The organism is Geobacter benzoatilyticus (assembly GCF_017338855.1).
Lineage (GTDB): Bacteria > Desulfobacterota > Desulfuromonadia > Geobacterales > Geobacteraceae > Geobacter > Geobacter benzoatilyticus.
This window is the reverse complement of sequence record NZ_CP071382.1, coordinates 997,449-1,022,484: the sequence shown is the minus strand read 5'-3', so window position 1 is coordinate 1,022,484 and position 25,036 is coordinate 997,449. Positions and strand designations below refer to the sequence as shown.

23 protein-coding genes are annotated in these 25,036 nt (G+C 61.5%); 13 read left to right on the top strand and 10 right to left on the bottom strand.

What is annotated here, in order from left to right; translation table 11 throughout:
• Positions 1-57 precede the first annotated feature (57 nt).
• Entirely contained in the window at positions 58-705 is a 648-nt protein-coding gene (locus JZM60_RS04880) for a LexA family protein (RefSeq protein WP_207164395.1), read from the bottom strand.
• 257 nt (positions 706-962) lie between these two features.
• On the opposite strand from JZM60_RS04880, the gene JZM60_RS04875 reads away from it, so the two are divergent.
• The 4 genes from JZM60_RS04875 (at position 963) to JZM60_RS04860 (ending at position 8,163) form a co-directional block, all read left to right on the top strand.
• Positions 963-1,262, top strand: coding sequence for a hypothetical protein (locus JZM60_RS04875; protein WP_207164394.1), 300 nt, complete (start codon positions 963-965; stop codon positions 1,260-1,262).
• A gap of 169 nt (positions 1,263-1,431) precedes the next feature.
• Positions 1,432-4,245 (top strand): excinuclease ABC subunit UvrA, encoded by a 2,814-nt coding sequence (uvrA, locus tag JZM60_RS04870; RefSeq protein WP_207164393.1) that lies wholly within the window; start codon positions 1,432-1,434, stop codon positions 4,243-4,245.
• Between the two features lie 53 nt (positions 4,246-4,298).
• The gene (locus JZM60_RS04865; protein WP_207164392.1) at positions 4,299-5,462 is read left to right on the top strand and encodes an ATP-binding protein; all 1,164 of its coding nucleotides are present in this window, start codon (positions 4,299-4,301) and stop codon (positions 5,460-5,462) included.
• A gap of 229 nt (positions 5,463-5,691) precedes the next feature.
• Positions 5,692-8,163 (top strand): putative bifunctional diguanylate cyclase/phosphodiesterase, encoded by a 2,472-nt coding sequence (locus JZM60_RS04860; RefSeq protein ID WP_207164391.1) that lies wholly within the window; start codon positions 5,692-5,694, stop codon positions 8,161-8,163.
• A gap of 25 nt (positions 8,164-8,188) precedes the next feature.
• Here JZM60_RS04860 and JZM60_RS04855 read toward each other — a convergent pair whose 3' ends face one another.
• The 8 genes from JZM60_RS04855 to JZM60_RS04820 all read right to left on the bottom strand — a co-directional run bounded on the left by JZM60_RS04855 (position 8,189) and on the right by JZM60_RS04820 (position 15,250).
• Entirely contained in the window at positions 8,189-8,914 is a 726-nt protein-coding gene (locus tag JZM60_RS04855; protein ID WP_207164390.1) for a DUF1847 domain-containing protein, read from the bottom strand.
• A gap of 2 nt (positions 8,915-8,916) precedes the next feature.
• Positions 8,917-9,204 carry a DUF2288 domain-containing protein gene (locus JZM60_RS04850; RefSeq protein ID WP_207164389.1) on the bottom strand — a complete coding sequence of 96 codons (288 nt, stop codon included), beginning with the start codon at positions 9,202-9,204 and terminating at the stop codon, positions 8,917-8,919.
• Positions 9,205-9,324: 120 nt separating this feature from the next.
• Positions 9,325-10,068: a TIGR03915 family putative DNA repair protein gene (locus JZM60_RS04845; RefSeq protein WP_207164388.1), complete on the bottom strand. Its 744-nt coding sequence runs from the start codon at positions 10,066-10,068 to the stop codon at positions 9,325-9,327.
• Positions 10,065-11,360, bottom strand: a complete 1,296-nt coding sequence (locus tag JZM60_RS04840; RefSeq protein WP_207164387.1) for a putative DNA modification/repair radical SAM protein — start codon at positions 11,358-11,360, stop codon at positions 10,065-10,067. Before JZM60_RS04840 ends, JZM60_RS04845 begins: the two co-directional genes overlap by 4 nt.
• 45 nt (positions 11,361-11,405) lie before the next feature.
• Positions 11,406-12,311, bottom strand: coding sequence for an AEC family transporter (locus JZM60_RS04835; protein WP_207164386.1), 906 nt, complete (start codon positions 12,309-12,311; stop codon positions 11,406-11,408).
• A gap of 3 nt (positions 12,312-12,314) precedes the next feature.
• Positions 12,315-13,439, bottom strand: a complete 1,125-nt coding sequence (locus JZM60_RS04830; RefSeq protein ID WP_207164385.1) for an oxidoreductase — start codon at positions 13,437-13,439, stop codon at positions 12,315-12,317.
• A 15-nt stretch (positions 13,440-13,454) separates the two neighbouring features.
• Positions 13,455-14,897: a pyruvate kinase gene (gene pyk / locus JZM60_RS04825; RefSeq protein ID WP_207164384.1), complete on the bottom strand. Its 1,443-nt coding sequence runs from the start codon at positions 14,895-14,897 to the stop codon at positions 13,455-13,457.
• A gap of 17 nt (positions 14,898-14,914) precedes the next feature.
• Entirely contained in the window at positions 14,915-15,250 is a 336-nt protein-coding gene (locus tag JZM60_RS04820; RefSeq protein ID WP_207164383.1) for a cytochrome C, read from the bottom strand.
• A 237-nt stretch (positions 15,251-15,487) separates the two neighbouring features.
• Here JZM60_RS04820 and hypB point away from each other — a divergent pair, with 237 nt between their 5' ends.
• The 7 genes from hypB to JZM60_RS04785 all read left to right on the top strand — a co-directional run bounded on the left by hypB (position 15,488) and on the right by JZM60_RS04785 (position 22,371).
• Positions 15,488-16,249: a hydrogenase nickel incorporation protein HypB gene (gene hypB, locus JZM60_RS04815; RefSeq protein WP_207164382.1), complete on the top strand. Its 762-nt coding sequence runs from the start codon at positions 15,488-15,490 to the stop codon at positions 16,247-16,249.
• A gap of 16 nt (positions 16,250-16,265) precedes the next feature.
• On the top strand, positions 16,266-18,551 hold the full coding sequence (hypF, locus tag JZM60_RS04810) for a carbamoyltransferase HypF (RefSeq protein ID WP_207164381.1): 2,286 nt from the start codon (positions 16,266-16,268) through the stop codon (positions 18,549-18,551).
• A 4-nt stretch (positions 18,552-18,555) separates the two neighbouring features.
• Complete coding sequence (locus tag JZM60_RS04805; RefSeq protein ID WP_207164380.1) at positions 18,556-18,786, top strand: HypC/HybG/HupF family hydrogenase formation chaperone; 231 nt, start codon at positions 18,556-18,558, stop codon at positions 18,784-18,786.
• Between the two features lie 64 nt (positions 18,787-18,850).
• Complete coding sequence (gene hypD, locus JZM60_RS04800) at positions 18,851-19,942, top strand: hydrogenase formation protein HypD (RefSeq protein WP_207164379.1); 1,092 nt, start codon at positions 18,851-18,853, stop codon at positions 19,940-19,942.
• 22 nt (positions 19,943-19,964) lie between these two features.
• Positions 19,965-20,975, top strand: coding sequence for a hydrogenase expression/formation protein HypE (hypE, locus tag JZM60_RS04795; protein ID WP_241426372.1), 1,011 nt, complete (start codon positions 19,965-19,967; stop codon positions 20,973-20,975).
• 53 nt (positions 20,976-21,028) lie between these two features.
• A complete protein-coding gene (locus JZM60_RS04790) occupies positions 21,029-21,886 on the top strand; it encodes a patatin-like phospholipase family protein (RefSeq protein ID WP_207164377.1) in 858 nt (285 codons plus the stop codon).
• Positions 21,887-21,972: 86 nt separating this feature from the next.
• Positions 21,973-22,371 carry a PilZ domain-containing protein gene (locus tag JZM60_RS04785; protein WP_207164376.1) on the top strand — a complete coding sequence of 133 codons (399 nt, stop codon included), beginning with the start codon at positions 21,973-21,975 and terminating at the stop codon, positions 22,369-22,371.
• Between the two features lie 11 nt (positions 22,372-22,382).
• Here JZM60_RS04785 and JZM60_RS04780 read toward each other — a convergent pair whose 3' ends face one another.
• Entirely contained in the window at positions 22,383-22,832 is a 450-nt protein-coding gene (locus tag JZM60_RS04780) for a hypothetical protein (RefSeq protein ID WP_241426371.1), read from the bottom strand.
• Positions 22,833-23,001: 169 nt separating this feature from the next.
• Here JZM60_RS04780 and JZM60_RS04775 point away from each other — a divergent pair, with 169 nt between their 5' ends.
• Positions 23,002-23,766, top strand: a complete 765-nt coding sequence (locus JZM60_RS04775) for a J domain-containing protein (protein WP_207164375.1) — start codon at positions 23,002-23,004, stop codon at positions 23,764-23,766.
• A gap of 62 nt (positions 23,767-23,828) precedes the next feature.
• Positions 23,829-24,941: a cyclic di-GMP-binding domain-containing protein, MshE-related gene (locus JZM60_RS04770; RefSeq protein ID WP_207164374.1), complete on the top strand. Its 1,113-nt coding sequence runs from the start codon at positions 23,829-23,831 to the stop codon at positions 24,939-24,941.
• Positions 24,942-25,036: the final 95 nt, after the last annotated feature.

Sequence of the window (25,036 nt, the reverse complement as noted above, 5' to 3'; positions counted from 1 at the left end):
CCCATTTATCTTGCGCCGTGGTTACCCCTCGCCGATTGTCTTCGTAATCCGCTGTCCCTACAGTTTCACCTTGCGCCACACCTCTGTCACGGTGCCGATGATGCGCGTTTCCGGCGCAGGGCTGAACGGTGAGTAGGTGGCGTTGTCCGGGGAGTAGACGATATCGCCGTTTTTGATCCGGTACCGGCGCAGGATCGGCTCCCCCCACCGGTTTGTCACCAGAACTACAGTACCGTTTTCGGGGCTTCCCCCCGGCCTGAAGATGACCATATCGCCGTCCCGTATGGTTGGAGCCATGAAATCGCCATAAGCTACCAGGGCGTACGACCCCTCCGCAATGCCGGGAAGGGCCGCGTGATCACGGATGTCGCCCTCTTCTATGTTGAGGGGGAACCCGCTCCCGATCCTTTCCAGGATTGGAATTCCCCGGCTCCCTGCGATATTGGCCTGCGCGGCGCGATGTTGCGACCGGTACATTTCCCCTTCGCCCGATGCGAGCCAGGAGGGATTTATTTCATAGAGATTGCAAAGGGCGATTAACAGGGTGTCCGACGGGGTTTTCTTTTCCCGCTCGATACCGCTGAGAAATCCCTGGACTATTCCGAGAGAATCGGCAAACTCTTTCTGGGTCAAACCCTTTTTAAGCCGAATTTCCTTGATTCTTCGGCCCATTGTTTGGGGCTGGGTGATGACGGGGAAAGCCATAAAATATCTCCTGAGACAAATAAATATTTCCAAGTAAAAATTTGCATTGACATTTTATTGCAAGGTAATAAAATGAAATTACCAGTAGATAAATATATAACCATTAGTCCCTTGAAGGGGATGTATCGGATGTATTTTATATAAGCCTAGCACGGCTTTATGGGAGTAACAAGGGTAAATTGCTGGGAGATTTTTCTTTGTCGGCCAGTGGCAGTGGGGCAGGCAAAGGCCCGTCGGCGGCGGGCGGGGAGGACAGGATGAACGGGGCTTACGGACAGTTTTACGAAATTTCGCAGCTTCTTGCGGGGGATGCCCGCGGTGGACAGCTTGCCGATGACTTGCTGAATGCATGCTTTGATTATGTGTTGCCCGAGGATGGCGGCGAAGGGAGCATGGCAAGCCTTGCCCATCTCATGGGTGCGCTTGAGCGATTTAATCTCCATATCCAGCGGGAGGGGGAAGGGCCGGCTTCGGGACTCTTCATTGGGACGCCGGAGGAGGTTGCCGCCTGGGCCGAAGACCTCACTTGGCAGATCTGGGAGAATCGGCCGAACTGATCGGCATCACTAAGATGGGCCGTGGGGTACGGCTCCACCGTTCACAATTTGCATGTCATGTTATGGGTCGGCCTAAGGGTCGGCCCTTTTTTTATCCGGTCTGTGCTATAGTATCCCCTGTCCCGGGTTTCCCCGGACGAAATCCCAATATTACCAGGAACCGGAGTCTATGGCACACGACACCATCATCGTCAAAGGCGCCTGCGAACATAACCTGAAATGCATCGACGTGGAGATCCCCCGGGATAAGCTTGTGGTCATCACCGGCATCTCCGGGTCGGGCAAATCCACCCTGGCCTTCGACACCATCTACGCCGAAGGGCAGCGCCGTTATGTGGAGTCCCTCTCCGCCTATGCCCGCCAGTTCCTGGAGCAGATGGAAAAGCCCGATGTGGAGTCCATCGAGGGGCTCTCCCCCGCCATCTCCATCGAGCAGAAGACCACGAGCCGCAATCCCCGCTCAACCGTCGGAACCGTCACCGAGATCTACGACTACCTCCGCCTCCTCTTTGCCCGGGTCGGCCGCCCCTACTGCTATGAATGCGGGAAGGAGATCGCTTCCCAGACGGTCTCCCAGATGGTGGACCAGGTCATGGCCATGCCGGCAGGGACGAAGCTCCAGCTCCTCTCCCCTATGGTCAGGGGACGGAAGGGCGAATACAAAAAAGAGCTGGCCCAGCTCCGCAAGGACGGATTCGTCCGGGTGGTAGTGGACGGGGTGCAGTATGAGCTGGCCGAGGAGATTCCCCTCGACAAGAACAAAAAGCACGACATCGATATCGTGGTGGACCGGCTCATCGTCAAGGAAGGGGTCGAACGGCGTCTGGCCGACTCCCTGGAGACGGCCCTGAACCATGCCGAAGGGGTAGTGAAGGTGCAGGTGGTAAACGGCGACACCATCCTCTTCTCCGAGGCCCTGGCCTGCATCGACTGCGGCATCTCCTACCCGGAAATGACCCCCCGGATGTTCTCCTTCAACAACCCCTACGGCGCCTGCCCCGATTGTACCGGCCTCGGGACGCGGATGTACTTCGACCCGGAGCTCGTGGTGCCGAACCCCGACCTCTCCATCCATGACGGGGCCATCGTGCCGTGGGAGAAGCGGCTTTCGGGCTGGTACCACATGACCCTCGACGCCCTGGCCAAGGCGTTCGACTTCGACATCCGGACCCCCTTCAAGGAACTGTCGCCAGCGGTCCAGGAGGTGATCCTCCGGGGCTCCGGCGGCCGGAAAATCGAGTTCTGGTGGGAGGAGGACGGCGGCCGCCGCCACACCTACACCAAGGAGTTCGAAGGGGTGATTCCGAACCTGGAGCGGCGCTACCGGGAGAGCGACTCGGAGCAGGTCCGCGAGGAGCTGGAGCGGTACATGAACGTGATGCCCTGCCCCACGTGCGAGGGGGCGCGGCTTAAGAAAGAGGCGCTCCACGTGAAGGTGGCGGGGCGCGACATCCGGCAGGTGACCGCCCTTTCCATCAAGGATGCCCTGGAGTTTTTCGCCGGCCTCGCCCTGACGCCGAAGGAGGAGGAAATCGCCCGGCGCATCCTGAAAGAAATCCGGGAGCGGCTCAATTTCCTCGTGAACGTGGGGCTCGATTATCTCTCCCTGGACCGGGCCTCCGGCACCCTCTCCGGCGGCGAGGGGCAGCGGATTCGCCTCGCCACCCAGATCGGCTCCAGCCTCGTGGGGGTCCTCTATATTCTGGACGAGCCATCCATCGGCCTCCACCAGCGGGACAACGGCCGGCTCCTCCAGACCCTCAAGCATATGCGGGACATCGGCAACACGGTGCTCGTGGTGGAGCACGACGAGGAGACGATCCTGGAGGCGGACCACGTCCTCGACATGGGGCCCGGCGCCGGCGAGCACGGCGGACGCGTGGTGGCCCAGGGGACTCCGGCGGAGATCATGGCGAACCCCGATTCCCTCACCGGCCGCTACCTCTCCGGAGAGCTCGCCATCGCCGTGCCGAAGAAGCGGCGAAAACCGAAGCGCTTCATCACCGTGGACGGGGCCACGGAGAACAACCTGAAGGATGTCACCGTCGATATCCCCCTCGGCGTCATGACCTGCGTCACCGGCGTTTCCGGGTCGGGGAAATCGACCCTCGTCATCGACACTCTCCACAAGATCCTGGGCCAGCGCCTCTACAAAAGCCGCGAGAAGGCCGGGGCCGTGCGCGACATCCGGGGGCTGGAGCAGCTCGACAAGGTCATCAACATCGACCAGTCCCCCATCGGCCGCACCCCCCGCTCCAACCCCGCCACCTACACCGGGGTCTTTGCCGACATCCGCGACCTCTTCGCCCAGCTCCCCGAATCCAAGGTGCGCGGCTACAAGCCGGGGCGCTACTCCTTCAACGTCAAGGGGGGGCGGTGCGAGGCATGCTCGGGGGACGGGATCATCAAGATCGAGATGCACTTCCTCCCCGACGTCTATGTCCAGTGCGAGGTCTGCAAGGGGGCCCGCTACAACCGCGAGACCCTGGAGGTGACCTACAAGGGGAAATCCATCGCCCAGGTTCTGGACATGACCGTCTCCGAGGCCCTCCGCTTCCTGGAGAACATCCCGAAAATCAAGACGAAGCTCCAGACCCTGGAAGAGGTGGGGCTCGGCTATATCCGCCTCGGCCAGGCGGCCACGACGCTGTCCGGCGGCGAGGCCCAGCGGGTGAAGCTGGCCAAGGAGTTGGCCCGCCGCGCCACCGGCCGCACCATCTACATCCTCGACGAGCCCACCACCGGCCTCCACTTCCACGACATCGCCAAGCTCCTGGAGGTGCTCAGGAAGCTCGTGGAGGGGGGGAACACCATCGTCGTTATCGAGCACAATCTCGACGTCATCAAGACCGCCGATTACCTCATCGATCTCGGCCCCGAGGGGGGCGACCGTGGTGGCGAGGTTATCGCCATCGGCACGCCGGAGGAGGTGGCGACGGTGACGCGGTCGTACACGGGGCAGTATTTACGCAAAATGTTGTGAGTTACCTTGAAAATCCCGCTTGACGTGCGGGATTTTCAAGGTAGTATGGCGATATGATTTCTCGTTCCGAGACAACCGCCGCCATCAATACCGCCCTTGGCAGGAGCCGGGTTGTGGCGCTCTTGGGGCCCCGTCAGTGCGGCAAGACCACGCTGGCCCGCCAGTTCGTGCCTTCCGATTCCCCCAATTACATCGACCTGGAAGATCCTCTCAGTCTTGCCCGCCTAGACGAGCCGATGACCGCCCTGCGGGATCTGACCGGCCTTGTAGTGATAGACGAGGTTCAGCGGCGGCCTGAGCTTTTCCCGGTCCTTCGGGTCCTGGCCGACCGTGACCCGCTCCCGGCCCGCTTTCTCATCCTTGGCAGTGCTTCGCCGGCGCTGTTGAGGCAGTCGTCGGAATCGCTGGCCGGCAGAGTGGAGACGGTGACCATAGGTGGCCTCGCCCTCCGGGACGTGGGAACCGAAACCATGGACAGCCACTGGCTGCGGGGTGGATTTCCCCTGTCTTTTCTGGCCGGGAGCGATGCCGACAGCTTTGGCTGGCGTAAAAACTTTATTCAGACATTCTTGGAACGCGATCTGCCTCAACTTGGTATTGGAACCCCGGCAGCTACCCTGCTCCGGTTCTGGACAATGCTGGCCCATTATCACGGCCAGGTCTGGAATGCCGCCGAACCGGCCCGCTCCCTCGGCGTGAACGAATCGACCACCCGCCGCTACCTGGACCTCCTGGAGGGGGTATTCATGGTGCGGCAACTCCAGCCCTGGTACGAGAACCTCAAAAAGCGGCAGGTGAAGTCACCAAAGATCTATTTCCGCGACAGCGGGCTCCTGCACCAGCTTCTCGGTATCCGCACGCCGGCGGAATTGCTCACCCATCCCAAGTGCGGGGCCTCGTGGGAGGGGTATGTCATTGAGGAACTGCTTGCCCAGGCCAAACATGATGAAGCCTACTTCTGGGGCACCCACTCCGGAGCGGAGCTGGACCTACTGCTCATAAGCCACGGCAGCCGCATCGGTGTCGAGATCAAAAGGATGGACGCCCCGCGACTCACCCCATCCATGCGGATTGCAATGGAGGACCTCAAGCTCGAACGGTTGACGGTAGTTTATCCGGGGACGAAACGCTATCCTCTGGCGGAGGGAGTGGAAGTGATGCCGTTTAGGGAGATGTGCGCCGGTAGCCATTCAATAGTTTTGGGTGAGTCACGATGAACGATATCCCCCTCGACCAGGCTCGCGCTTCACGGACCTGCCGCTTGAAATGAATTTAATGTGGTAACAATCGGTTAGTTTTTGATGCATTAATACGGTTCATTACCCGATTGATCGGCACACTCATCGCCAATTCAAGTTTCCCCCCATCCATGCCGATAAGAAAAAGAGCTGACTTCCAGTAATCTTGAATAGTTATACTATTTTAATCTTGTCGGGATATCCCTGCATGTTCAACCTCACACGCCACTACTCCATCGCCAGCCTTGTCTGCATCGTAATTGCAGCCGCCGTACTCGGCATGGTCTACCGCCACCTTTCGGTCCAGTCGCTCATGGGGATGGCCGAAGACCGCAACGCCGCACTGACCAACGTGTTCGGCAACGCGTTGTGGCCCCGGTTCACGCCACTGCTGGAAGCGGGCAGCGGCGGGCGCAGCCCCGATCCTTCCGGTCCCGAGGTTGCGGCCCTTCGTCGCGAGGTGGTGGACCTCATGCGTGATTCCGATGTGGCCAAGGTGAAGATCTACACTCTGCAGGGGCTAACCGTCTTTTCCACCGAGGCGAAGCAGATCGGCGAGGACAAGAGCACCAACCCGGGCATTCATGCCGCCGCCAAGGGGCTGCTGGCCAGCGAGCTCACCCACCGCAACCAGTTCAGCGCCTTTGACGGCGTGATTGAGTCCCGGGACGTGCTTTCCAGCTATATCCCCTTTATCCCTCCGGGAAGTACCCGCATCGAGGGGGTTGTGGAGGTCTATTCCGATGTTACCCCGTTCCTTACCCAGGTGAAGCAGACCCAGTGGCGGATTGTCGGAACGGTGGCAGGGGTCCTGACCATACTCTACGGACTGCTCTTCGGCATTGTCCGCCGGGCCGACCTCATCATCAGGGAACAGGGGAAGGAATTGCAGCGCTCCCTCGCCCGCATCGAGGAGGATAACCAGCTCCTGGATCAGCGGGTTGTCGAGAGGACCCGGGCGTTGCAGGAGGAGATTGCCGAGCGGGAACTGGCCGAGGAGAAGCTGCGCCTGTCGGCCGAGGTGTTCGACAATACGGTGGAGGGGATCATAATCACCGATGTCGAAACCAACATTCTCGCAGTCAACCGGGCCTTTACCCAGGTTACCGGCTACCGGGAGGAGGAGATTCTGGGGCTCACCCCCCAGGTGCTCAAGTCGGGCCGGCACGAAGCCGATTTTTACGCCGGGATGTGGAAATCCCTCGAGGAAAGCGGTAAATGGATCGGGGAGATCTGGAACAAGCGCAAGGGGGGCGAGATCTATCCTGAACGGCTCACCATCGGAGTCGTGAGGGGGCAAGCCGGCGAGGTCAGGCATTACGTGGGGGTCTTCAGCGACATCAGCGATATCAAGCGTTCCCAGGAACGGCTCGATTTCCTGGCCCACCATGACCTTCTCACGAATCTTCCCAACCGGCTCCTGTTCAACGACCGCCTGAATCAGGGAATCGCGCGGGCACGTCGCAACGGCCGCCAACTGGCGGTTCTCTTTGTGGACCTGGATCATTTCAAGAACGTGAACGATACCCTGGGTCACGATCTGGGGGACGAATTGCTGAAAAAGGTTGCCGGTTACCTCGGTGACCACGTGCGCAAGTCCGACACCCTGGCCCGGATCGGGGGCGACGAGTTCATCCTCCTTCTGGACGACGTGGAAGTGCCCCGTTATGCAGGGGCCGTGGCGGAGAAAATACTTGCCCTCCTCAGCCGGGCCATAACTGTTTCCGGGTACGAAATTCACGTTTCAGCGAGTATTGGGGTAAGTTTTTTCCCCGGCGACGGCGAGGATGTGACAACCCTGGTGAAGAACGCCGATACGGCCATGTACTATGCCAAGACCCACGGACGAAACGACTATCACTTCTATGCGCCGGAGATGAGCGAGTATGCCCGGGAGCGGGTGCGGCTGGAGGCGCTGCTGCGCCGCTCCATTGACCGGGGTGAGCTGGAGGTGCATTACCAGCCCAAGGTGGACCTGGCAACGGGGGAACTGGCAGGGGTGGAAGCCCTGGCGCGCTGGAACAGCCCGGAGTTGGGGAAGGTGTCGCCGAAGCGGTTCATTCCCATCGCCGAGGATATCGGTTTCATCTCCATCCTGGGCGAATGGGTCCTGCGCACCGTCTGCCGGCAGGTTGTGGAGTGGGACTCCCAGGGGTTCCGCCTGCCGAGCGTGGCGGTGAACCTTTCCGTGAAGCAACTGGAGCGGGGGGATATCGTGGAGGTGGTCTCCCGGGTGCTGGCGGAGACAGGTCTCTCCTCAAGCCGCCTGGAGATGGAAGTGACCGAATCGGCCATCATGAAGAGCGATCGAACCCTGTCGTGCCTCGACGGACTCCGGGCCATGGGGATAGAGTTGTCGGTGGACGATTTCGGCACCGGCTACTCGTCCCTGAGTTACCTGCGCCGTTTGCCGGTACAGAAGATCAAAATCGACCGTTCCTTTATCACGGGCGTTTCCGGCGAGCCGAGCCGGGAGGCCATCGTCCGCGCCGTCATTTCCCTGGCAGGCGCCCTGGGGCTGCGCGCCGTTGCCGAGGGGATCGAAACCGATGCCGAGGCCCGCTTTTTGAGGGAAGAGGGGTGTCATCACGGGCAGGGGCATCTCTTCGGCCGCGCCCTGCCCCCGGATGAACTCCTTGCCTTGTGGAGAGATGGGGGTGCCTCCCCCCCCAAGGGGTAGGGGGGGCAGTGGTCTGTTTATTGTCTTATTCTTCCGGAACCACCACCGGTATTTTCTGCAAACGCTTGAAGTAGAAATTCTGCCCGTAGAGGACCGCGGCGGGGTTGTGGCCCGTGACCCGGTCCTTGCAGACCAGCGTCGTGACCGGTGCTTTCGAGTACTTGGTGAAGAGCATGTCGTGCCCCACGCAGAGGCCGACGATGATGTTCATCTGGGTGCCGCAGCGGTTCAGGATCTCCGCCTGGGCGATGGGGTTGCAGGCCGGCTCGAAGGTGCCGGGGCGGACCTTGTCGCTTTCCTCCAACCCCAGTTCCAGCTTGTCGATGCTCCCCGATTTGCAGCAGACGCTGGCCGCTTCCAGCCCCTGGGCCTCCAGGATGGCGGCGAGTTGTTTCGTTTCCTCCAAGAGGCCGATGCAGGTGGCGATTCCTATCTTTTCCCATCCCATGAGCTTCGCCAGGGCGATGGTGTCCTCAACTCGCGTCCAGCGGGCCACCACGGCGTCGCTGCCGGGCATCTTCTGGTAGCAGAGTCCCTCCACTTTCGCCGCCATGCGGGCAAGGCGGGCATCGTCGCTGTCGCCCCGGTATTGGGCAAAGCTCTCGTCGATGATTTCGGGGGCGGTCTTCGACGGGCAGTTGGCCGGGCGGCCGGGGCGATTTTCGGGGCTGCTCCAGCAGTTGGTGGTGCCGCTCTTCTGCCAAACGGCGCTGCAGGAGGCGCAGGAGGGCGGCTTTGGGGCATCGGCCATGGTCACTGCTCCTTTATGAGAACATAGGGGCTGATGATGAGAGTGGAGAAGCTGGTTCCGGCGTTGGCGTCCCAGGTGGCGACCTGCTCATCGTTTGGCTTGGACAGCTTGCCGGTCTCGATCCAGGCGCCCACGGTTTCGGTATCGTCCCGGGCGATCCGTTCGGCTACCTCGGCAATGTCAATCTCCCGGTCAACGACAATCAATCCGCCCCGCTCAAGGTGTGCCCGCAGCCAGTTCCACTCCGCCACGTCCACCTGAAGCGCCAGTTCTTCCTTCGTAGGTTTCACGTCTTGTCTCCTTTAGCTCTATCGGTTCTAAGCTTCAGATGTTTCTGATGTGTTGTTTTTCTGTGCCGCTTCAACAGGATACCAGTATCGGCCGAAAAATCAAAAAAAGAGAATTGACGTTCATTGCTCGAACTCCGGCAGGTGCCGCCGGTGCTTGAGGGGGAGGTTCTGCCGCTGGAGCTTCGGATTGCGGCGCTCCGCGATGGCGAGGCGGTCGAAGTAGCGTTGCCAGAGTTCCCGGAAGAATTCCTCGCCGGCGGTGCAGGGGAGAGTGGCGGTCAGCTCCAGGGGGGTCGCGGCCCACTTTTGGTGGCGCGGATCGAAGGCGACTGCCTCTCCCCGCCGCCGGTCGTGGATGATCCAGCGCTGGTCGGCGAACCGGGCCGCGAAGTGGGGGGCTATGAGGGGGAGGATGCAGTGATCCGGCTCCATGGCGGCGTACCAGATATCACCCTCCAGGTGCTGGAAGCGGACGAGCCCCTTGTAGCGGTGGGCCTCCCGTCCCACGGCCCGGGCCAGTTTCCAGACGGGAATGACCGCCTCGTGGGCCAGCATGGCGCCAAACTGCGCTCCCGTAGCCAGACCCAGTTGGAGGTAGCGGAAGAGGAGGATTTCCCGGCCGGGCTCGCAGGATTGGAAAGCGTAGCGGAAGGTCTGCATGGCGCCGGGAGTGAGGGTGTGGCGGATGAGCCGGTAGAGCTCGTCGGCCCGGTCGCGGCTGGTTGCCACCGTTTCTACGGTGGCGAAGAGCCCCTGCTGCTCCGGCTCCCGGTCGGCAATCGCTTCGGGTTCCAACCCCCGCTCCCGGGCCAGGGAGACGCTGGTGAGAAAGCCCGCAAAGGTGCCGTCATAACGCAGGATCACAGCTCCCCCGTGATGGTGGATTGGATGTCGATTGCTGCTGCGGCGTCGAAGAGGGATGGCTGGTTCCACCGGGGGCGGGGTGTGGTCCGTTCCGTGAGCCGAGCCCGGAGCCCGGCGGCGTCCGGTGCAAGGTCGGCTGCGAACCGCCCCCTGGCGGTGACGAAATACCTGGCCCGCTTCATGACTACCCCGAGCCGCGCCAGGTCATCCAGGGAGAGATGCCCGCCCCTCCGGGCCCCGGCGATCCGCTGAGCCGACCGGACCCCGATCCCCGGCACCCTCAGGAGGAGTTCCAGGGGGGCCCGGTTCACCTCCAGAGGGAAGATGTGGAGGTTCCGCAGGGCCCATCCAGCCTTGGGGTCGAGGGTAAGGTCCAGGTTGGGGCGCTCCTCGTCCAGGAGTTCTCCGGCGGCGAAGCCGTAGTAGCGCATGAGCCAGTCGGCTTGGTAGAGGCGGTGCTCCCGCACCAGGGGCGGGGTGCCGATGACGGAGGGGAGGCGGGAGTCGATGTTAACCGGGATGAAGGCCGAGTAGTAGACCCGCTTCATGGCGAGGCGCCCGTAGAGTCCGGCGGCAAGCGATACGATTTGCAAATCGCTTTCCCCGCTGGCACCGATGATGAGCTGGGTGCTCTGCCCCGCCGGGGCGAAGGGGGGGATCTTCCGGGAGACCTTCCGCTCTTCCTTTGTTTGAACGATAAGTTCACCTACTCGTTTCATGGGCGCGACGATGGCCTCCCGCGATTTGTCCGGGGCCAGAAGCTTCAGGCTCTCCCGGCTGGGAAGCTCCATGTTGACGCTCACCCGGTCCGCCAGGCGCCCCAGCCGCTCTACCAGCAGGAGATCGGCGCCGGGGACCACTTTCACGTGGATATAGCCGTTGAAGCGGTGCTCTTCCCGCAGGATGCGGGTTGCCTCAATGAGAAGCTCCATGGTGTGGTCCGGGTCCTTCACAACCCCGGTGGAGAGAAAGAGCCCCTCGATGGCGTTGCGGCGGTAGAAGCCGATGGTGAGCTCCGCCACCTCGGCGGGGGTGAGGATCACCCGGCGGGTGTCGTTGGAGCGGCGGTTCACGCAGTAGGCGCAGTCGTAGATGCAGGCGTTGGTCAGGAGGATTTTGAGGAGCGACACGCAGCGGCCGTCGGCGGTCCAGCTATGGCAGATGCCGCACTGGGCGCCGTTGCCGATGCCCCCCTTGTTGCGGCGGGAGCTGCCGCTGGAGGCGCAGGAGACGTCGTACTTGGCTCCGTCGGCGAGTATTTCGAGTTTTTCCGCGAGGGTGAGTTTGGGCATGATTTCCCACGGTACCGATTAGATGTGACAAAATAAGTCGTGCCGCTACACGCCGCGCAACAGCCACCACCAGACCGGCAACGTCAGAAAGGAGAGGGGGATGCCGATCCCCACCATTAGGGCCACCAGGGGCGGGTTGAGGCGGTGGTCCACGGCGATGATCCCGGCGGAGATCATGGGGGCCATGGCCGCTTCGAAGAGGGTCACCTGCATGACCGTGCCGCTTCCCCCCATGACTCCCACAAAGAGGAGGGTGATGAGGGCCGGTCCCAGGGCCAGCTTGTAGAGGAGCCCCAGAGAGAGTGGCTTCAACTCCCCCCGCATGTGGGAGAGCTGCAGTTGGAACCCAACGGAGGCCAGGGCCAGAGGGGTCAGGGTATCGCCTACCTTCTGGAGTACCGTTACAGCAATAGGGTGGAACGGTACCGGTTTCAGGAGGAGGGCCAGTACCAGGGCCTGGAAGGGGGGGAAATAGAGGATCTTTCGGGCGATCTGGCGGCCGGAGACATCCCCGGACGAATAGATTGTGGCGGTCAGGATGCCGAGGGTGGATAGGACCAGGAACGAACCCAGCTGATCGGCGATGAGACCGATGCCCAGGAATTCCTTGCCGTAGTAGGCCTCTATCATGGGAAGCCCCACGAAGGAGGTGTTGCCGAGCCCCCCCACGAGCATGAGCGCCCCCACGGTCTCCCTGGGAAGCGATGCCAGCCGCCCCGCGGTGCGGAAGAAGAGGAACCCCGCGCCGAATAGGAGCCACGCCATGGAGACCGTGTAGAGGAGTGAGAGGTCGAGGCGGAGGTTGTGTATGTGCAGCAGCGCCACAGCTGGAAGCGAAACGTGGATAATGAAGCCGTTAAGGGCCGCAGGGGTATTCTCGGGGAAGCGCCCGGTGCGGCGGAGGACCATACCCGCCAGAAAACAGACCACGAGAAGGGCGATGTTGGCCATGGGTCAGAGTGAGAACTCCCGGCTTTCCCGCTCTACCTTGTCCACCACGCAGTAGATTCCCCCATCCTTCATCCCCGGTTTGAAACAGCCGTTGCAGGAGATGCAGCGAGCCCGGCTTTCATCCCCCTCTTCCCAGCGCCGGGGAAGGTTGGGCTCGCGAATAAGGGGCCGGGAAATTGAGACGAAGTCGGCTTCGTCCCGGCGGATCACCCCTTCCACAAGTTCCAAGGTGCGGAAGCCGCCCACTACCATGACGGGGCAGGTCACAACCTGTTTGATCCGGTAGGCGAGGGGAAGATTGTAGGCCTCCTGCTCCCGGGTCTCTATCCCCTGGCGGACCGGAGTCTGGCCTCCGGAGGCGGGGGTTCCGCCGGAAACCTCGATGGAGTCGATTCCTTCTTCGTCCAGCATCCTGGCAACCAGGACCGCCTCTTCCAGGTCGAGCCCCCCGTGAAGATTGTCGGAGCCGTTCAGCTTCACCATGAGGGGGAAATCCTTGCCTACGGCGGCACGGACGGCCCGGCATATTTCCAGGAGGAAACGGCTCCGGTTTTCCAGGGTCCCGCCGTAGCTGTCATTGCGGCGGTTGGTGAGGGGGGAGAGGAACTGGTTAATTAGGTAGCCGTGGGCGGCGTGGAGCTGGACCGCGTCGAACCCCCACTCCCGGGCGCGGATGGCGCTGGCGGCAAAGGAGGCGACCAGTTCTGCAATTTCAGCTTCAGGGAGTTCCCTGGGGATTTCCGGGTACTGGTCGATTTTTACGGCGGAGGGGGCCACGGGCTGGGAACCGGCCGCCCTGGTGGTGGTCTGGCCGCCGCAGTGGACCAGCTGGAGGCAGATCTTGCCCCCTTCCCTGTGGACCGCTTCGGTCAAAAGCCGCGCTTCGGGGGCAAAGGAGTCCTCGTGGGCCCCCAGCTGGCCCGGCAGCTGCTTCCCGTCGGGGCGGACAAAGGCATAACCGGTTATGATGAGTCCAACGCCTCCCCTTGCCAGGGTGCCGTAGTAGGCCGCCAGCTTCTCCGTGGGGTGCCCGTCTTCCCGGCACATTCCTTCCCAGGTGGCAGAACGGACCAAACGGTTGCGGAGGGGCAGGTGGCTTATTTTCGTTTCGTCGAACACTTTGCGCATGAAACCGGTCCTCCCTTAAAAAATCTCGAAAAACTTCCCGGTCCCCAGCTTGTGGACCTTCATGAGGTTTGTGGAGCCCCTGGCTTCCACCGGTACCCCCATGGTGACGACGATGATATCGCCCTTGCGGTACCCCCCCGAGAGGAGGGTCGACTCCACGGCGGAGATCTGTTCGTCGGTACCGGTCATGGGGCCGATGGCGAAGGGTTTCACCCCCCAGTAGAGGGAGAGGCGCCGCCTGGTCTCCAGGGACTGGGTGAAGGCGATGATGGGAAGCGGCGGCCGGAACTTGGAGATGAGGGCCGCAGTGCTCCCCGACTGGGTCATGACCGCAATAGCCCGTGCGTTCACGGTGACTGCGGCGCGGCAGGCAGCTTCGGCCACCGCTTCGGCAATGGCCGCCCCGTGCCTGCGGAGGCGGGGGGCGTCTTCCATCTGGGCATAGCGTTCCACGTCGAGGGCCACCTTAACCATGGTGCGAACCGCCTCCAGGGGGAACTGCCCCGAGGCGGTTTCACCCGAAAGCATAACCGCATCGGTGCCGTCCAGAATGGCGTTGGCCACGTCGGAGGTCTCGGCCCGGGTGGGGCGGGGGTGGTTGATCATGGATTCCAGCATCTGGGTAGCGGTTATTACCGGTTTGCCTGCTTCGTTGCAGGCGCGGATGATTTTTTTCTGGAAGAGGGGAACCTTCTCGGCGCTGATCTCCACTCCCAGGTCGCCCCTGGCCACCATGACCGCGTCGGCCGCCTTGAGGATGCTCTTGAAATTGCGCAGGGCCTCGGGTTTCTCGATCTTGGCCACCACGGGGATATGAACGCCCCTCTCGAAGAGAATCCGTTTAAGATCCTCCACGTCAGCGGCGGTCCGGACAAAGGATAGGGCGATGTAATCGACTCCTTCTGCCAGGCAGAAATCCAGGTCGCGCAGGTCCTTCTCCGAGAGGGAGGGGGCCGAAACATGGACGCCGGGGAGATTGATCCCTTTCAGGTCCTTGAGAGTCCCCCCCTCAACCACGATGCAGCGGACGCGGTTGCCTTCGATGGACTGGACCCGCAACTCGATGAGACCGTCATCCATGAGAATGCGGGAACCGGGCTTAACGTCCGTCGGGAGTGCCTTGTAGATGGTGGATATGAGGGAGGAGGTTCCTTTTACCTCGTCGGTGGTGATGTCGAGGATGTCACCCTTCTGGAGCGGAATTGACCCATCCTCCATGCGTCCGGTCCTTATTTTGGGCCCCTGGAGGTCGGCCAGGATGCCGATTTCCTTCCCTTTGGCCGCGGAAAGGCGGCGGATGACGGCAATGGTTTCCCGCCGCTGGTCGTTGGTGCCGTGGGAGAAGTTGAGCCGGAAGAGGTCGGCCCCCGCCTCCATCAGTTTCCCCATCATTTCAGGCGATGAACTGACCGGCCCGAGGGTGGCTATTATTTTTGTCTTGCGTGCTGATTTGTCCATGGGGGAGTTTCTTCCAATCAGTGGTGGAATTTGCCTATTCTCCCCTTGTGAGCCGGCGTCGGGGATTTGTGGCATTCGAAACAGGGGAGCTCTTCAACCTTCCGGATATCGAGGGACGATGCCGGCTTGTCGGGCCGGGGCATGGTATACCCCTCGGTCTGGAAGTAGGGACGTTCCCGCTCGTCGGTGAGGATTGGCGCCTTGTAGGCCACCTGCCAGTTGGTGCTTATGGGGACCGAGTGGCACTGGTCGCAGCCGCCCGGCGGCGGAATGCTCTTCCAGGACATGAGCATGGTGCAACCGGTGGTCATGCAGGCGGAAATGGCGACGAGAAGAAGGGGGACTGTGCGCATGGGATCGTTCTCCGTAGCGATTTGATAACCGAAAATAATAGTGACAAGCATAGCACAAAGAGCCGGCAAAACAAATGAGAAGGGAGGCGAGACGGTTCGCGGCGAAGGGGGGAGGGAGGAAGCTTGACCTTTTTTAACCAATACTATAGGCTCGTCCGTAAGTTGTGGGGAGGTAAGGATATTTTGCCTCGCCAGATTCCGTCCATGTCATTACGGATAGGAGGTACTGCCAAACCTATGTGCACCACATGCGGCTGCGAGCCAAAACCCCATGATCACCACCATCACGGTCATCAACATACCCATCAGCATGATCACCACCATGGAGAAGCGAAGGAGGTGCGTAGGATCGCGGTGGAAACCGATATCCTTGGCCGGAACAACCGTTTTGCCGCGGACAACCGGGCGCTGTTCGCCGCCAGGGGGATTTTCGTGCTCAACCTGGTGAGTTCTCCGGGTTCCGGCAAGACCACCACCCTGGAGCGGACTCTGAAGGACCTGGGGGGGCGGTACCGCTGTGCCGTCATCGAGGGGGACCAGCAGACCGACAACGACGCCCGGCGCATTGCCGCCACCGGTGCACCGGTAAAACAGATCAACACCGGCGCCGGCTGCCATCTCGATGCCCACATGGTGGCCCATGCCGTCGAAGAGTTTGACCTGGACAATCTGGACCTTCTCCTGGTGGAGAACGTGGGGAACCTGGTTTGCCCCGCCTCCTTCGACCTGGGGGAGCACCACAAGGTGGTGGTGTTGTCGGTCACCGAGGGGGAGGACAAGCCCCTCAAGTATCCGAACATGTTCCATGCCGCCGACGTGATGCTCCTTAACAAGGTGGATCTCATCCCCTACGTGGACTTCGACGTGGAGAAGTGCAAAGAGATGGCCCGCCGGGTGAGCCCGAACATTACCATCTTCGAGATTTCCAGCCGCACCGGCCAGGGGATGGACGCCTGGTACGCCTGGCTGGCCACGCAAATAGCCGCAGTGAGGGGGTAGCCCCGCCCATCTGTCCATGATCGACGCCAAGCGCATGAGAATAACCATCGAGGGTATTGTCCAGGGGGTCGGGTTTCGTCCCTTCCTCTTCCGCCTTGCGGAGCGCAACGGCATCACCGGATGGGTAAAAAACACCACGGCGGGAGTGGTGGCCGAGGCGGAAGGAGATGCTTCGCTTCTTGCCGCCTTTGTTGCCGCCATCGAGGGGGGGGCGCCCCCCCTGGCGGTCATTGCCTCTCTTGCCACGGAGGATATCCCCCCTGCGGGGGATGCGGCATTCACCATCCTCGGCAGCGAAGGGTCCGCAGGGACGGTGCGGGTAGCACCTGACGGCGATGTTTGCCCCGACTGTCTCCGGGAGCTATTCGACCCAGCTGACCGCCGCTACCGCTACCCCTTCATCACCTGCACCAACTGCGGCCCCCGCTATTCCCTCATCACCGCCGCCCCCTATGACCGTCCCAACACCACCATGGCATCCTTTCCCCTCTGCGATGCCTGCCGGGCCGAGTACGAGGACCCCGGAGACCGCCGCTTTCACGCCCAGCCCGTGGCATGCCCCGACTGCGGCCCCCGGCTGCGGCTTGTGGACTCCGGCGACCGCGAGCTGGCGGGGGATCCGGTGGAAACGGCCGCCGCCCTCCTGGCCCAGGGGAAGATTGTCGCCGTGAAGGGGATTGGCGGCTACCATCTGGCGGTGGACGCCCTGAACGATGCCGCGGTACGGGAGTTGCGCCGCCGAAAATGCCGGGACGAGAAGCCCTTTGCCGTCATTGCCCCCGATCTGGAGGCGGTGCGGAGCTTTGCCATCCCCGATGCCGTGGAGGAGCGGCTCCTGGCAGGCCCAGAGCACCCCATCGTGCTCCTGCGCAAGCGGCCCGGCAACGGCATTTCTCCCCTGGTGGCACCCGCCGGCGGCTACTTCGGGACAATGCTCCCCTATACGCCGCTCCATCATCTGCTGTTGCGGGGGAGGTTCACGGCCCTCGTCATGACGAGCGGCAATCTCTCCGACGAGCCCATCGCCTACCGGGACGCGGAGGCCCGGGAGCGGCTCGCGGCAATAGCCGATTGTTTTCTGGTTCACGACCGGGAGATCCATACCCGTACCGATGATTCGGTCATCCGGGTCTTCCGGGGGAACCCCCTGTTCCTGCGCCGCTCCAGGGGGTACGTGCCGCGGGAGGTGCGCCTTCCCGTGGAGCTTCCGGCCGTCCTCGCCGTGGGGGCGGAACTCAAGGGGACCATCTGCCTCGCCCGTGGCGACCGGGCTGTCATGAGCCAGCACATCGGCGACCTTAAAAATGCCGCTACCCTGGCTTCCCTGGCGGAGACCACGGCACACCTTCAGGGGCTCCTGGAGATAACCCCGGCCATCGTTGCCCACGATCTCCACCCCGACTATCTCTCCACCTCCTTTGCCGAGGGGCTCGGAGGGGGGCTTCGCCGGGTGCCGGTGCAGCACCACCATGCCCATGTGGCCTCCTGCATGGCTGAGAACGGCCTCGACGGCCAGGTGATCGGCGTCATTTTCGACGGCACCGGATACGGGACGGACGGCACCATCTGGGGGGGGGAGTTTCTCGTGGGGGGGTACGGGGGATACCGGCGTGCCGGCCATCTCCGGCAGGTTCCCCTTCCAGGCGGAGACGCGGCGGTCAAGGAACCCTTCCGCATGGCGCTGTCGTACCTTTACGATGCCTTTGGCGCCGGGCTTTTCGATCTCCCCCTCCCATGGCTCGGAGATATCGGTGAGCCGGAGCGCTTGCTGTATCTCCGGATGTTGGAGCGGCGGATCAATTCTCCCCTCACCTCCAGCTGCGGCCGGCTTTTCGACGCCGTGGCCGCCCTCACGGGGGTGCGGGGTAAGGTCAGCTACGAGGGGCAGGCGGCCATGGAGTTGGAGGCCCTGGCAGAGCAGAGCGATACGGCTGCGGTGTATCCCTATATCCTTGTCCGCCGGGACGAAACGGTCGAGATCGATTTCCGGTTGATGATCCGGGCGCTGGCGGAGGATGTGACCGCCGGGCGGCCGAAGGCGGAGATGGCACGTGCCTGCCATTCCACAATTGCCGCGGCGGTGGCGGATGTTTGCAGCCATATCCGCTCCCGTTGCGGACTGAACCGCGTGGTTCTGTCCGGGGGTGTTTTCCAGAACAAGCTCTTGACCGAAGGGGTTTGCCAATCACTGCTGGAGAAGGATTTTCTCGTACATACCCATCGCCTCCTCCCTCCCAATGACGGGGGACTGGCTCTAGGGCAGGCGGTCGTCGCCGGATACGCACCACGAAAAGGAGAGTAGATTCATGTGCCTCGGAGTACCAATGCGGGTTGTTAGCGTCGGTGAAGACGGAGTCGTTGCCGAGATCGACGGCGTAAGGAAAGACGCGAGTCTCATGCTCCTCGACGAGGAGGTGAAGGAGGGGGATTTCATAATCGTTCATGCAGGGTTTGCCATTTCCAAACTCGATGAAGAGGATGCCCGGGAGACGCTGCGGTTGATGCGGGAGGTGTTTCGCCCCGAGGATATGGCATAGAAACGTGGTTATTACGCAATTTCAGGGTTGAGCTTGCGAAAAATCTGCGTTTCTGGAGGAATAAATGAAGTATCAGGACGAATTCCGCGATCGAGACATCGTGCAGGGGCTGGCCTCCCGGATCAGGGAGTTGGTGGCCGGCCGCAGAGAGCCCATGACTTTCATGGAGGTCTGCGGCACCCATACCATGTCGATCTACCAGTATGGGCTTCGCACCCTTCTGCCTCCCCAGGTGCGGCTCATTTCCGGTCCGGGGTGCCCCGTCTGCGTTACCCCCAATGAGTATCTCGACCGGGCCGTAGCCCTCTGCCGGGTCCCCGAAGTTATCGTTGCCACCTTCGGCGACATGGTGCGGGTCCCCGGTTCCACGTCGTCGCTCCTGGAGGAGCGCGCCAAGGGGGCTGATATCCGGATTGTGTACTCGCCCCTGGACGCCGTTGCCCTGGCGGCCGCGAATCCCGGGAAGAGGGTGGTTTTCCTCGGGGTCGGCTTCGAGACTACTGCGCCGGCCATCGGGGGGAGCATTTTGGCGGCTAAGAAACAGAGCCTCGGCAACTACTTCGTGCTGGCGGCCCATAAGACCATGCCCCAGCCCATGCGGGTCCTTTCCGCCGACCCGGAGCTGAAGATCGACGGCTACATCTGCCCTGCCCACGTGAGCGCCATCACCGGCCCGGATGCATACCGCTTCCTTGCCGAGGAATTCCGCATTCCCTGTGTCATCACCGGCTTCGAGCCCGTGGACCTCATGCAGGGGGTCGAGATGCTGGCCCGCCAGGTGGTTGCCGGGGAGAGCCGGGTGGAGACCCAGTACAGCCGCGTGGTGCGCCCCGAGGGGAACCGCAAGGCCCAGGCGGTGATCCGGGAAGTATTCACCCCCTGCGACGCCCCCTGGCGCGGCATCGGCGTCATCCCGGGGAGCGGCCTGCGGATAGTCGATGCCTACGCCGCCTTCGACGCCGGGAAGATCATCCCCGTGGAGGTGGAGGAGACAAAGGAGCACGCCGGCTGCCTTTGCGGCGAGATCCTCAAGGGGAAGGCGGCTCCGGCCGACTGCCCCCTCTTTGCCGGCGCCTGCACCCCTGAGTCCCCGGTTGGCGCCTGTATGGTCTCCTCCGAGGGGACCTGCGCGGCGGCATACAAGTACGGGCAGTGAAAAAATGTCATCGGAGAATTCAGTGAACAGAGACCTCATCCTCCTGGGCCATGGCAGCGGCGGGAAACTCTCCCACCAGCTCTTGGACGACCTCATCATACCGACCCTTTCAGGCATCGCCCTCGCCGGACAGAACGATGCGGCGGTGTTGGAGCATGGCGGCAGGCGGCTCGCCTTCACCACCGACTCCTACGTGGTGGACCCCATCTTTTTCCCCGGCGGCAACATCGGGTGCCTGGCCGTGAACGGCACCGTGAACGACCTTGCCATGATGGGCGCCCGCCCGCTCTTCATGAGCACGGGGCTCATCATCGAGGAGGGGTTCAGCCGGACCGAACTGGCGGAAATTCTCGCCTCCATGAGGAGCGCCGCTGATGCAGCGGGTATCAGCATCGTTACCGGAGACACGAAGGTGGTCCCCCGGGGGAAGGCTGACCGGATATTCATAAACACCTCCGGCATCGGGGCGGTGGAACATGATTTAGCCATTTCCGGCGCCAACGCCCGACCCGGCGATGCGGTCATAATTAATGGGACCATCGGCGACCACGGCATCGCGGTCATGGCTAAACGGGAGGGGCTTGACCTCCAGGCTGACATCTTGAGTGATTGTGCACCCCTGAACGGTCTCGTGGCCGGGATTATTGCCGCTGGCGGAGAGGCGGTGCACGTTCTGCGTGACCCTACCAGGGGGGGCGTTGCGACGACCCTAAAGGAAATCGCCCTTCAGTCCGATAAGACTATAACCCTGCATGAAGCAGCCCTTCCCCTCAACGGGGCGGTCAGGGGGGTCTGCTCGATCCTCGGCCTCGATCCCCTCTACGTGGCCAACGAGGGAAAGCTTCTGGCCGTCGTGGCCCCTGAGGCTGCCGAAGGGGTGCTGGCCCGGATGAAGGATCATCCCCTCGGCAGGGATGCCGCCATCATTGGCCATGTGACCGAAGGGGGAGGCAGGGTGCAAATGGAGACCGCCGTTGGCGGCATGCGGGCGGTGGAGATGCTTGCGGGAGAGCAGTTGCCCCGCATCTGCTAAATCTCCCGGTTGTGTGAAGTCCGCCCCATAAATCTGATTTACAGGAGAGCGCCATGTACGATCATCATACGACACGATCCGTTCCTGACACCGGTTCGGTGAACATCATGTTCATTGGTGGTGGTAGTCGTTATCCTGCCTTCATCGGGGCCCTAAAGGCGGTCGAGGAGTTGCGGATTCCCGTGGGGAGGGTGATCGGAGCCTCCTCGGGCAGCGCCGTTGCCGCACTCTATGCCGCAGGATTCTCTCCCGATGAAATTCATCGTCTCTCCCTTGAAACCGATATCGGTGCCTTCCGGGACTTCTCGGCCCGCGGCGCCATGGCTGGCATGGGGGTCTGCCGGGGGGACGCCCTGGAACAGTGGCTGGACGAGAAGCTGGGCGGAAAGTGCCTTGGCGACGGATTCCGCTTTCCGCTCGGTATAGTTGCCACCGATATCCTCAATCACACCGCCCAGATGCTCAGCGGCGAGAATTATCCCGACCTGAAGGTGTCCGCCGCAGTACGCTTTTCCATGGGGATACCCCTGGTCTTCGCATGGAAAAAATTCTCCCATCGGGGACGGGATCACGTCTTCATCGACGGCGCCCTCATGGCGGGCATCATTGAGAACCAGGTATCCGATACGGGGCGGACCCTGACCATCAAGACATTCGCCAAGCGGAGCATGACGCGCCCTTCCTCGCCGGTCCTGAGCCTTCGGCGGTACGGTTCCGATCTACTGTCCATCTTTTATGGCGCCATGGACCGTGAGTTCCTCAAGGGGGGGAGGTGGAAAGATACCATCACCGTCCACTGCGGTTCGATTTCTCCGCTTACTTTTTCACTCAGCGCGACGGAAAAGGAGTTTCTCTTTGAGCAGGGATATCACCAGGTGGCCAAATATCTCCGCTACAAGGGGGGATTCTGACTGCACAGCAAGTTTTTAGTTAAAGAAAGTGTAATGCCTGTCGATACATAGTAATGTAATGCGGGATTGAACAGGGGAGGATTCAGGTGGAAAAGAGAAAGTTCGAACGGGTTGATCTGCGCACCGAGGCCATTGTCCGCCATCGGGATGTGACTTTCAGGGGGGAGGTGCAGAACCTGAGCCTGAAGGGCCTTTTTGTCAGGACTGACCAGAAAATCCCCCTAAATGAGAAAGTGGACGTGGCGATGCTTTTCCACGGCTCGTCTTCGGAGCTTTCCTTCAATCTTGAGGCAAGCGTGGTTAGGGCCACTGGAGAAGGGATCGGACTCAATTTCCGCAAGATTGACATCGACTCCTTGGTCCGCGCCGAAACGGCTGCAGCTGCCTCAGACCGTCAACAGGTAATCGAAGAATTTTATGGTTTTGTGGAGACAACCGACGCAGGCGAGGAAGAACAACAGAACGTCCCCCCCGCTACGCCGTAGCAGCCCCCGCTTCAGTCCACCGGGTTCCCCCTGGTTGTCACGTCAACGATGGAGATGAGCGAGTCGGGTGTAAAGGGGCATATCCGGCTCGTTGTGGTGCCATCGGACCGCTTCTGGTCCCAGAAAATTACCTCGGCCCCTTCTTTTTCTCCACGGGAAACCCCTTTCGGGTCCATGTTCTTCAGTACTTCCCACATCTGTTCCATGGTCAGGAGCTCGTAACCGGCGTATTCGTCGCTGGTGCCGGCGCTGGCCAGGAACCTGTCAACCAGTTCGTAATCAGCGAAATCGTTTTCCTTCCGGCACCACTTGATGAATGTTTGGTCGCTCTTCCGATTGGTTCCGATCTCTTTTACAATTTCACGTCCTGTCATGTCGCCTCTCCTTTCGCTGCCTGCCGAGGTCGCCACAAACCGCCGGGGAGCAGCGATGGCCCGCTTCGCTTCTCCGTAATGTGCCATCCTTGGCTGGCGGCATTCATATTGTACGATATCAGTATAACACCTTTGCGAGATGTCAGAGGATGCCGGGAACAAAAAGTTGATTCTTGCTGGCGTCCAAATTGCATAGTCAATATGTTTATGTTTTTCCGTTTTTTTTCGTTCATACCCAGGGGGACGTTCAATATACATGAACGATCTGCAACGTGCCTTTGACTTGTTGCGGCTTAAGCCTGACGCGACCACAGCAGAGGTAAAACGGGCGTTCCGCGACCAGGTTTTCACCTGGCATCCCGACCGCTTTGCCGCCGACCCCGCCATGCAGCGGCGGGCTGAGCAGCGGTTGCGCCTTGTCATCGAGGCCCATCGGTCGATTGTGGCGCACCGGGCATCTCAAGCATTGGAAGGCGATTCGGCCAGCTACTTCGTGGCAGGGGACGAGCGCCCTGGTCCGCCAGTGCCAGCGGACACATTCTTCCGTTCCGGCCCGAATCTGGTCTTCAGCTCTGTGGTGCTCGGCACGGCCCTGCTGGCGTTGATCCGGCACGGGATGACGATTCATGCTCTTGCCTTCGGCCTGGAGATAACACTTATTCCTGCCCTTTTCTCCATGGGCCACAATCTGACGGCCCGCAACAGTACGGCGGTGAGGAACCTTTATGTCGCCTGTTCTCTCTGTGCCCTGGCTTTCGTTGTGGCTGCCGGATTTATGATCGGATCGGAGCGGTACGTGCCCACCGCGGAACTGGAGAATGCATTCCTGGACGGATATGATGGTGGAACCGTCGTGGGTGGCCGGCCCCTTTCGCTGGAGAACGATTGGGCCCCTGCTGGCGGATTGCCGCCGGTAGCCCATGAGCCCCATGCTGTGAGGGCGCCAGCGCTCCCCCTGGCGCCTGTCGCCCCGGCGGTTCCCCGGGCTCCTGCAGCCCCAGTGGTGCCGCTGGCTCGTTGATCCGAAGCTTTTTACCAAGAAACGTCCCAGGACGCATACTCATCAGGAGGCAAACTTAATTTATGGCGCTCAGGCTTGGAGAAATGCTGGTGAGGGCTGGCCATATCACGCCGGAACAACTGGATGAGGCCCTCAAGAGCCAGGTCATCTTTGGTGGACGGCTCGGGACCAACCTTATTGAAATGGGATGCATTGAGGAGGAAGAGCTTGCGAAAGTCCTCAGCGAAAAGTTGCGGGTTCCGCGCGTATCCCCGGACGAACTCATGAACATCCCCCCCTCCATCGTGGAAGTAATGCCGCTGGAGTTGGCGAGGCAGTACCAGGCGGTCCCGCTCAGGCGGGAGAACCGGCGGCTGTTCGTAGTCATGGCCGATCCGTCCGATCTCCAGGCAATCGATCAGATTGCCTTCAGCACCGGCCATGTCATAGTGCCGATGGTCTCCCCGGAAATCTGGCTCTTGAAGGCCCTTGAAAAATATTACGGCATCAAAAGAGAGATCAGGTCCTTGCCGGTGTCAAAAGGGATGGGGGGAAGAAAAGTCTGCAATTACCAAGCGCGACCCGCCGATGCCGCTTTCGCGGCGCCGCGGGAAGTGGTTGATTTTTCTACGCTCCCCCAGGAGGAAGAGGACTACTTTCCCTGGGTGGACGGGGGGTATGATAATCCCCGGATTGAGGCCGCCCAGCGCTACACCATCGACACCATGTCCCGCGCGCTGGCCGATGCCCCTGACAGGGATGCGGTTGCGGCGGCTCTGGTGAGTTATATGGGGCAGGAGTTCGATCGGGCGGCACTGCTTCTTGTCACCCGCGATGCCGTTGCGGGATGGATGGCCATGGATGGCGGCAATCCGGTTTCCGGGTTCGATGAGTTGAAGATCGGCCTTGATGAGCCGTCAGTGCTGCTGTCTGTGGTGAATGCCAAGGTTCCATACTGGGGGCCCATCGCCGGCACCCCGGCAAATCTCAGGCTGCTGGCGGCTCTCGGTGGTGGAGAGCCCGAAGGGGTGCTCCTGGTTCCCCTGGTCATGAACAATCGGGTAGTGGCCATGCTCTGCACCCTGGGGGGGCTGGAACTCCTCGGTGCTTTGCGTGAGGGGCTTCAGACCGTTGCCCGCAAGGCGGTCCTTGCCTTCGAGGTTCTGATTCTCAAGAACAAGATATTGATGACTTAACGGGAATGCGCAACTAATGAAGAAGGGGGTTGTCTCTTTTCCCCGAAGCAGGTAGTCTGGAACCCATGGCATCCTTTCCTCCAAGGGATGGAATC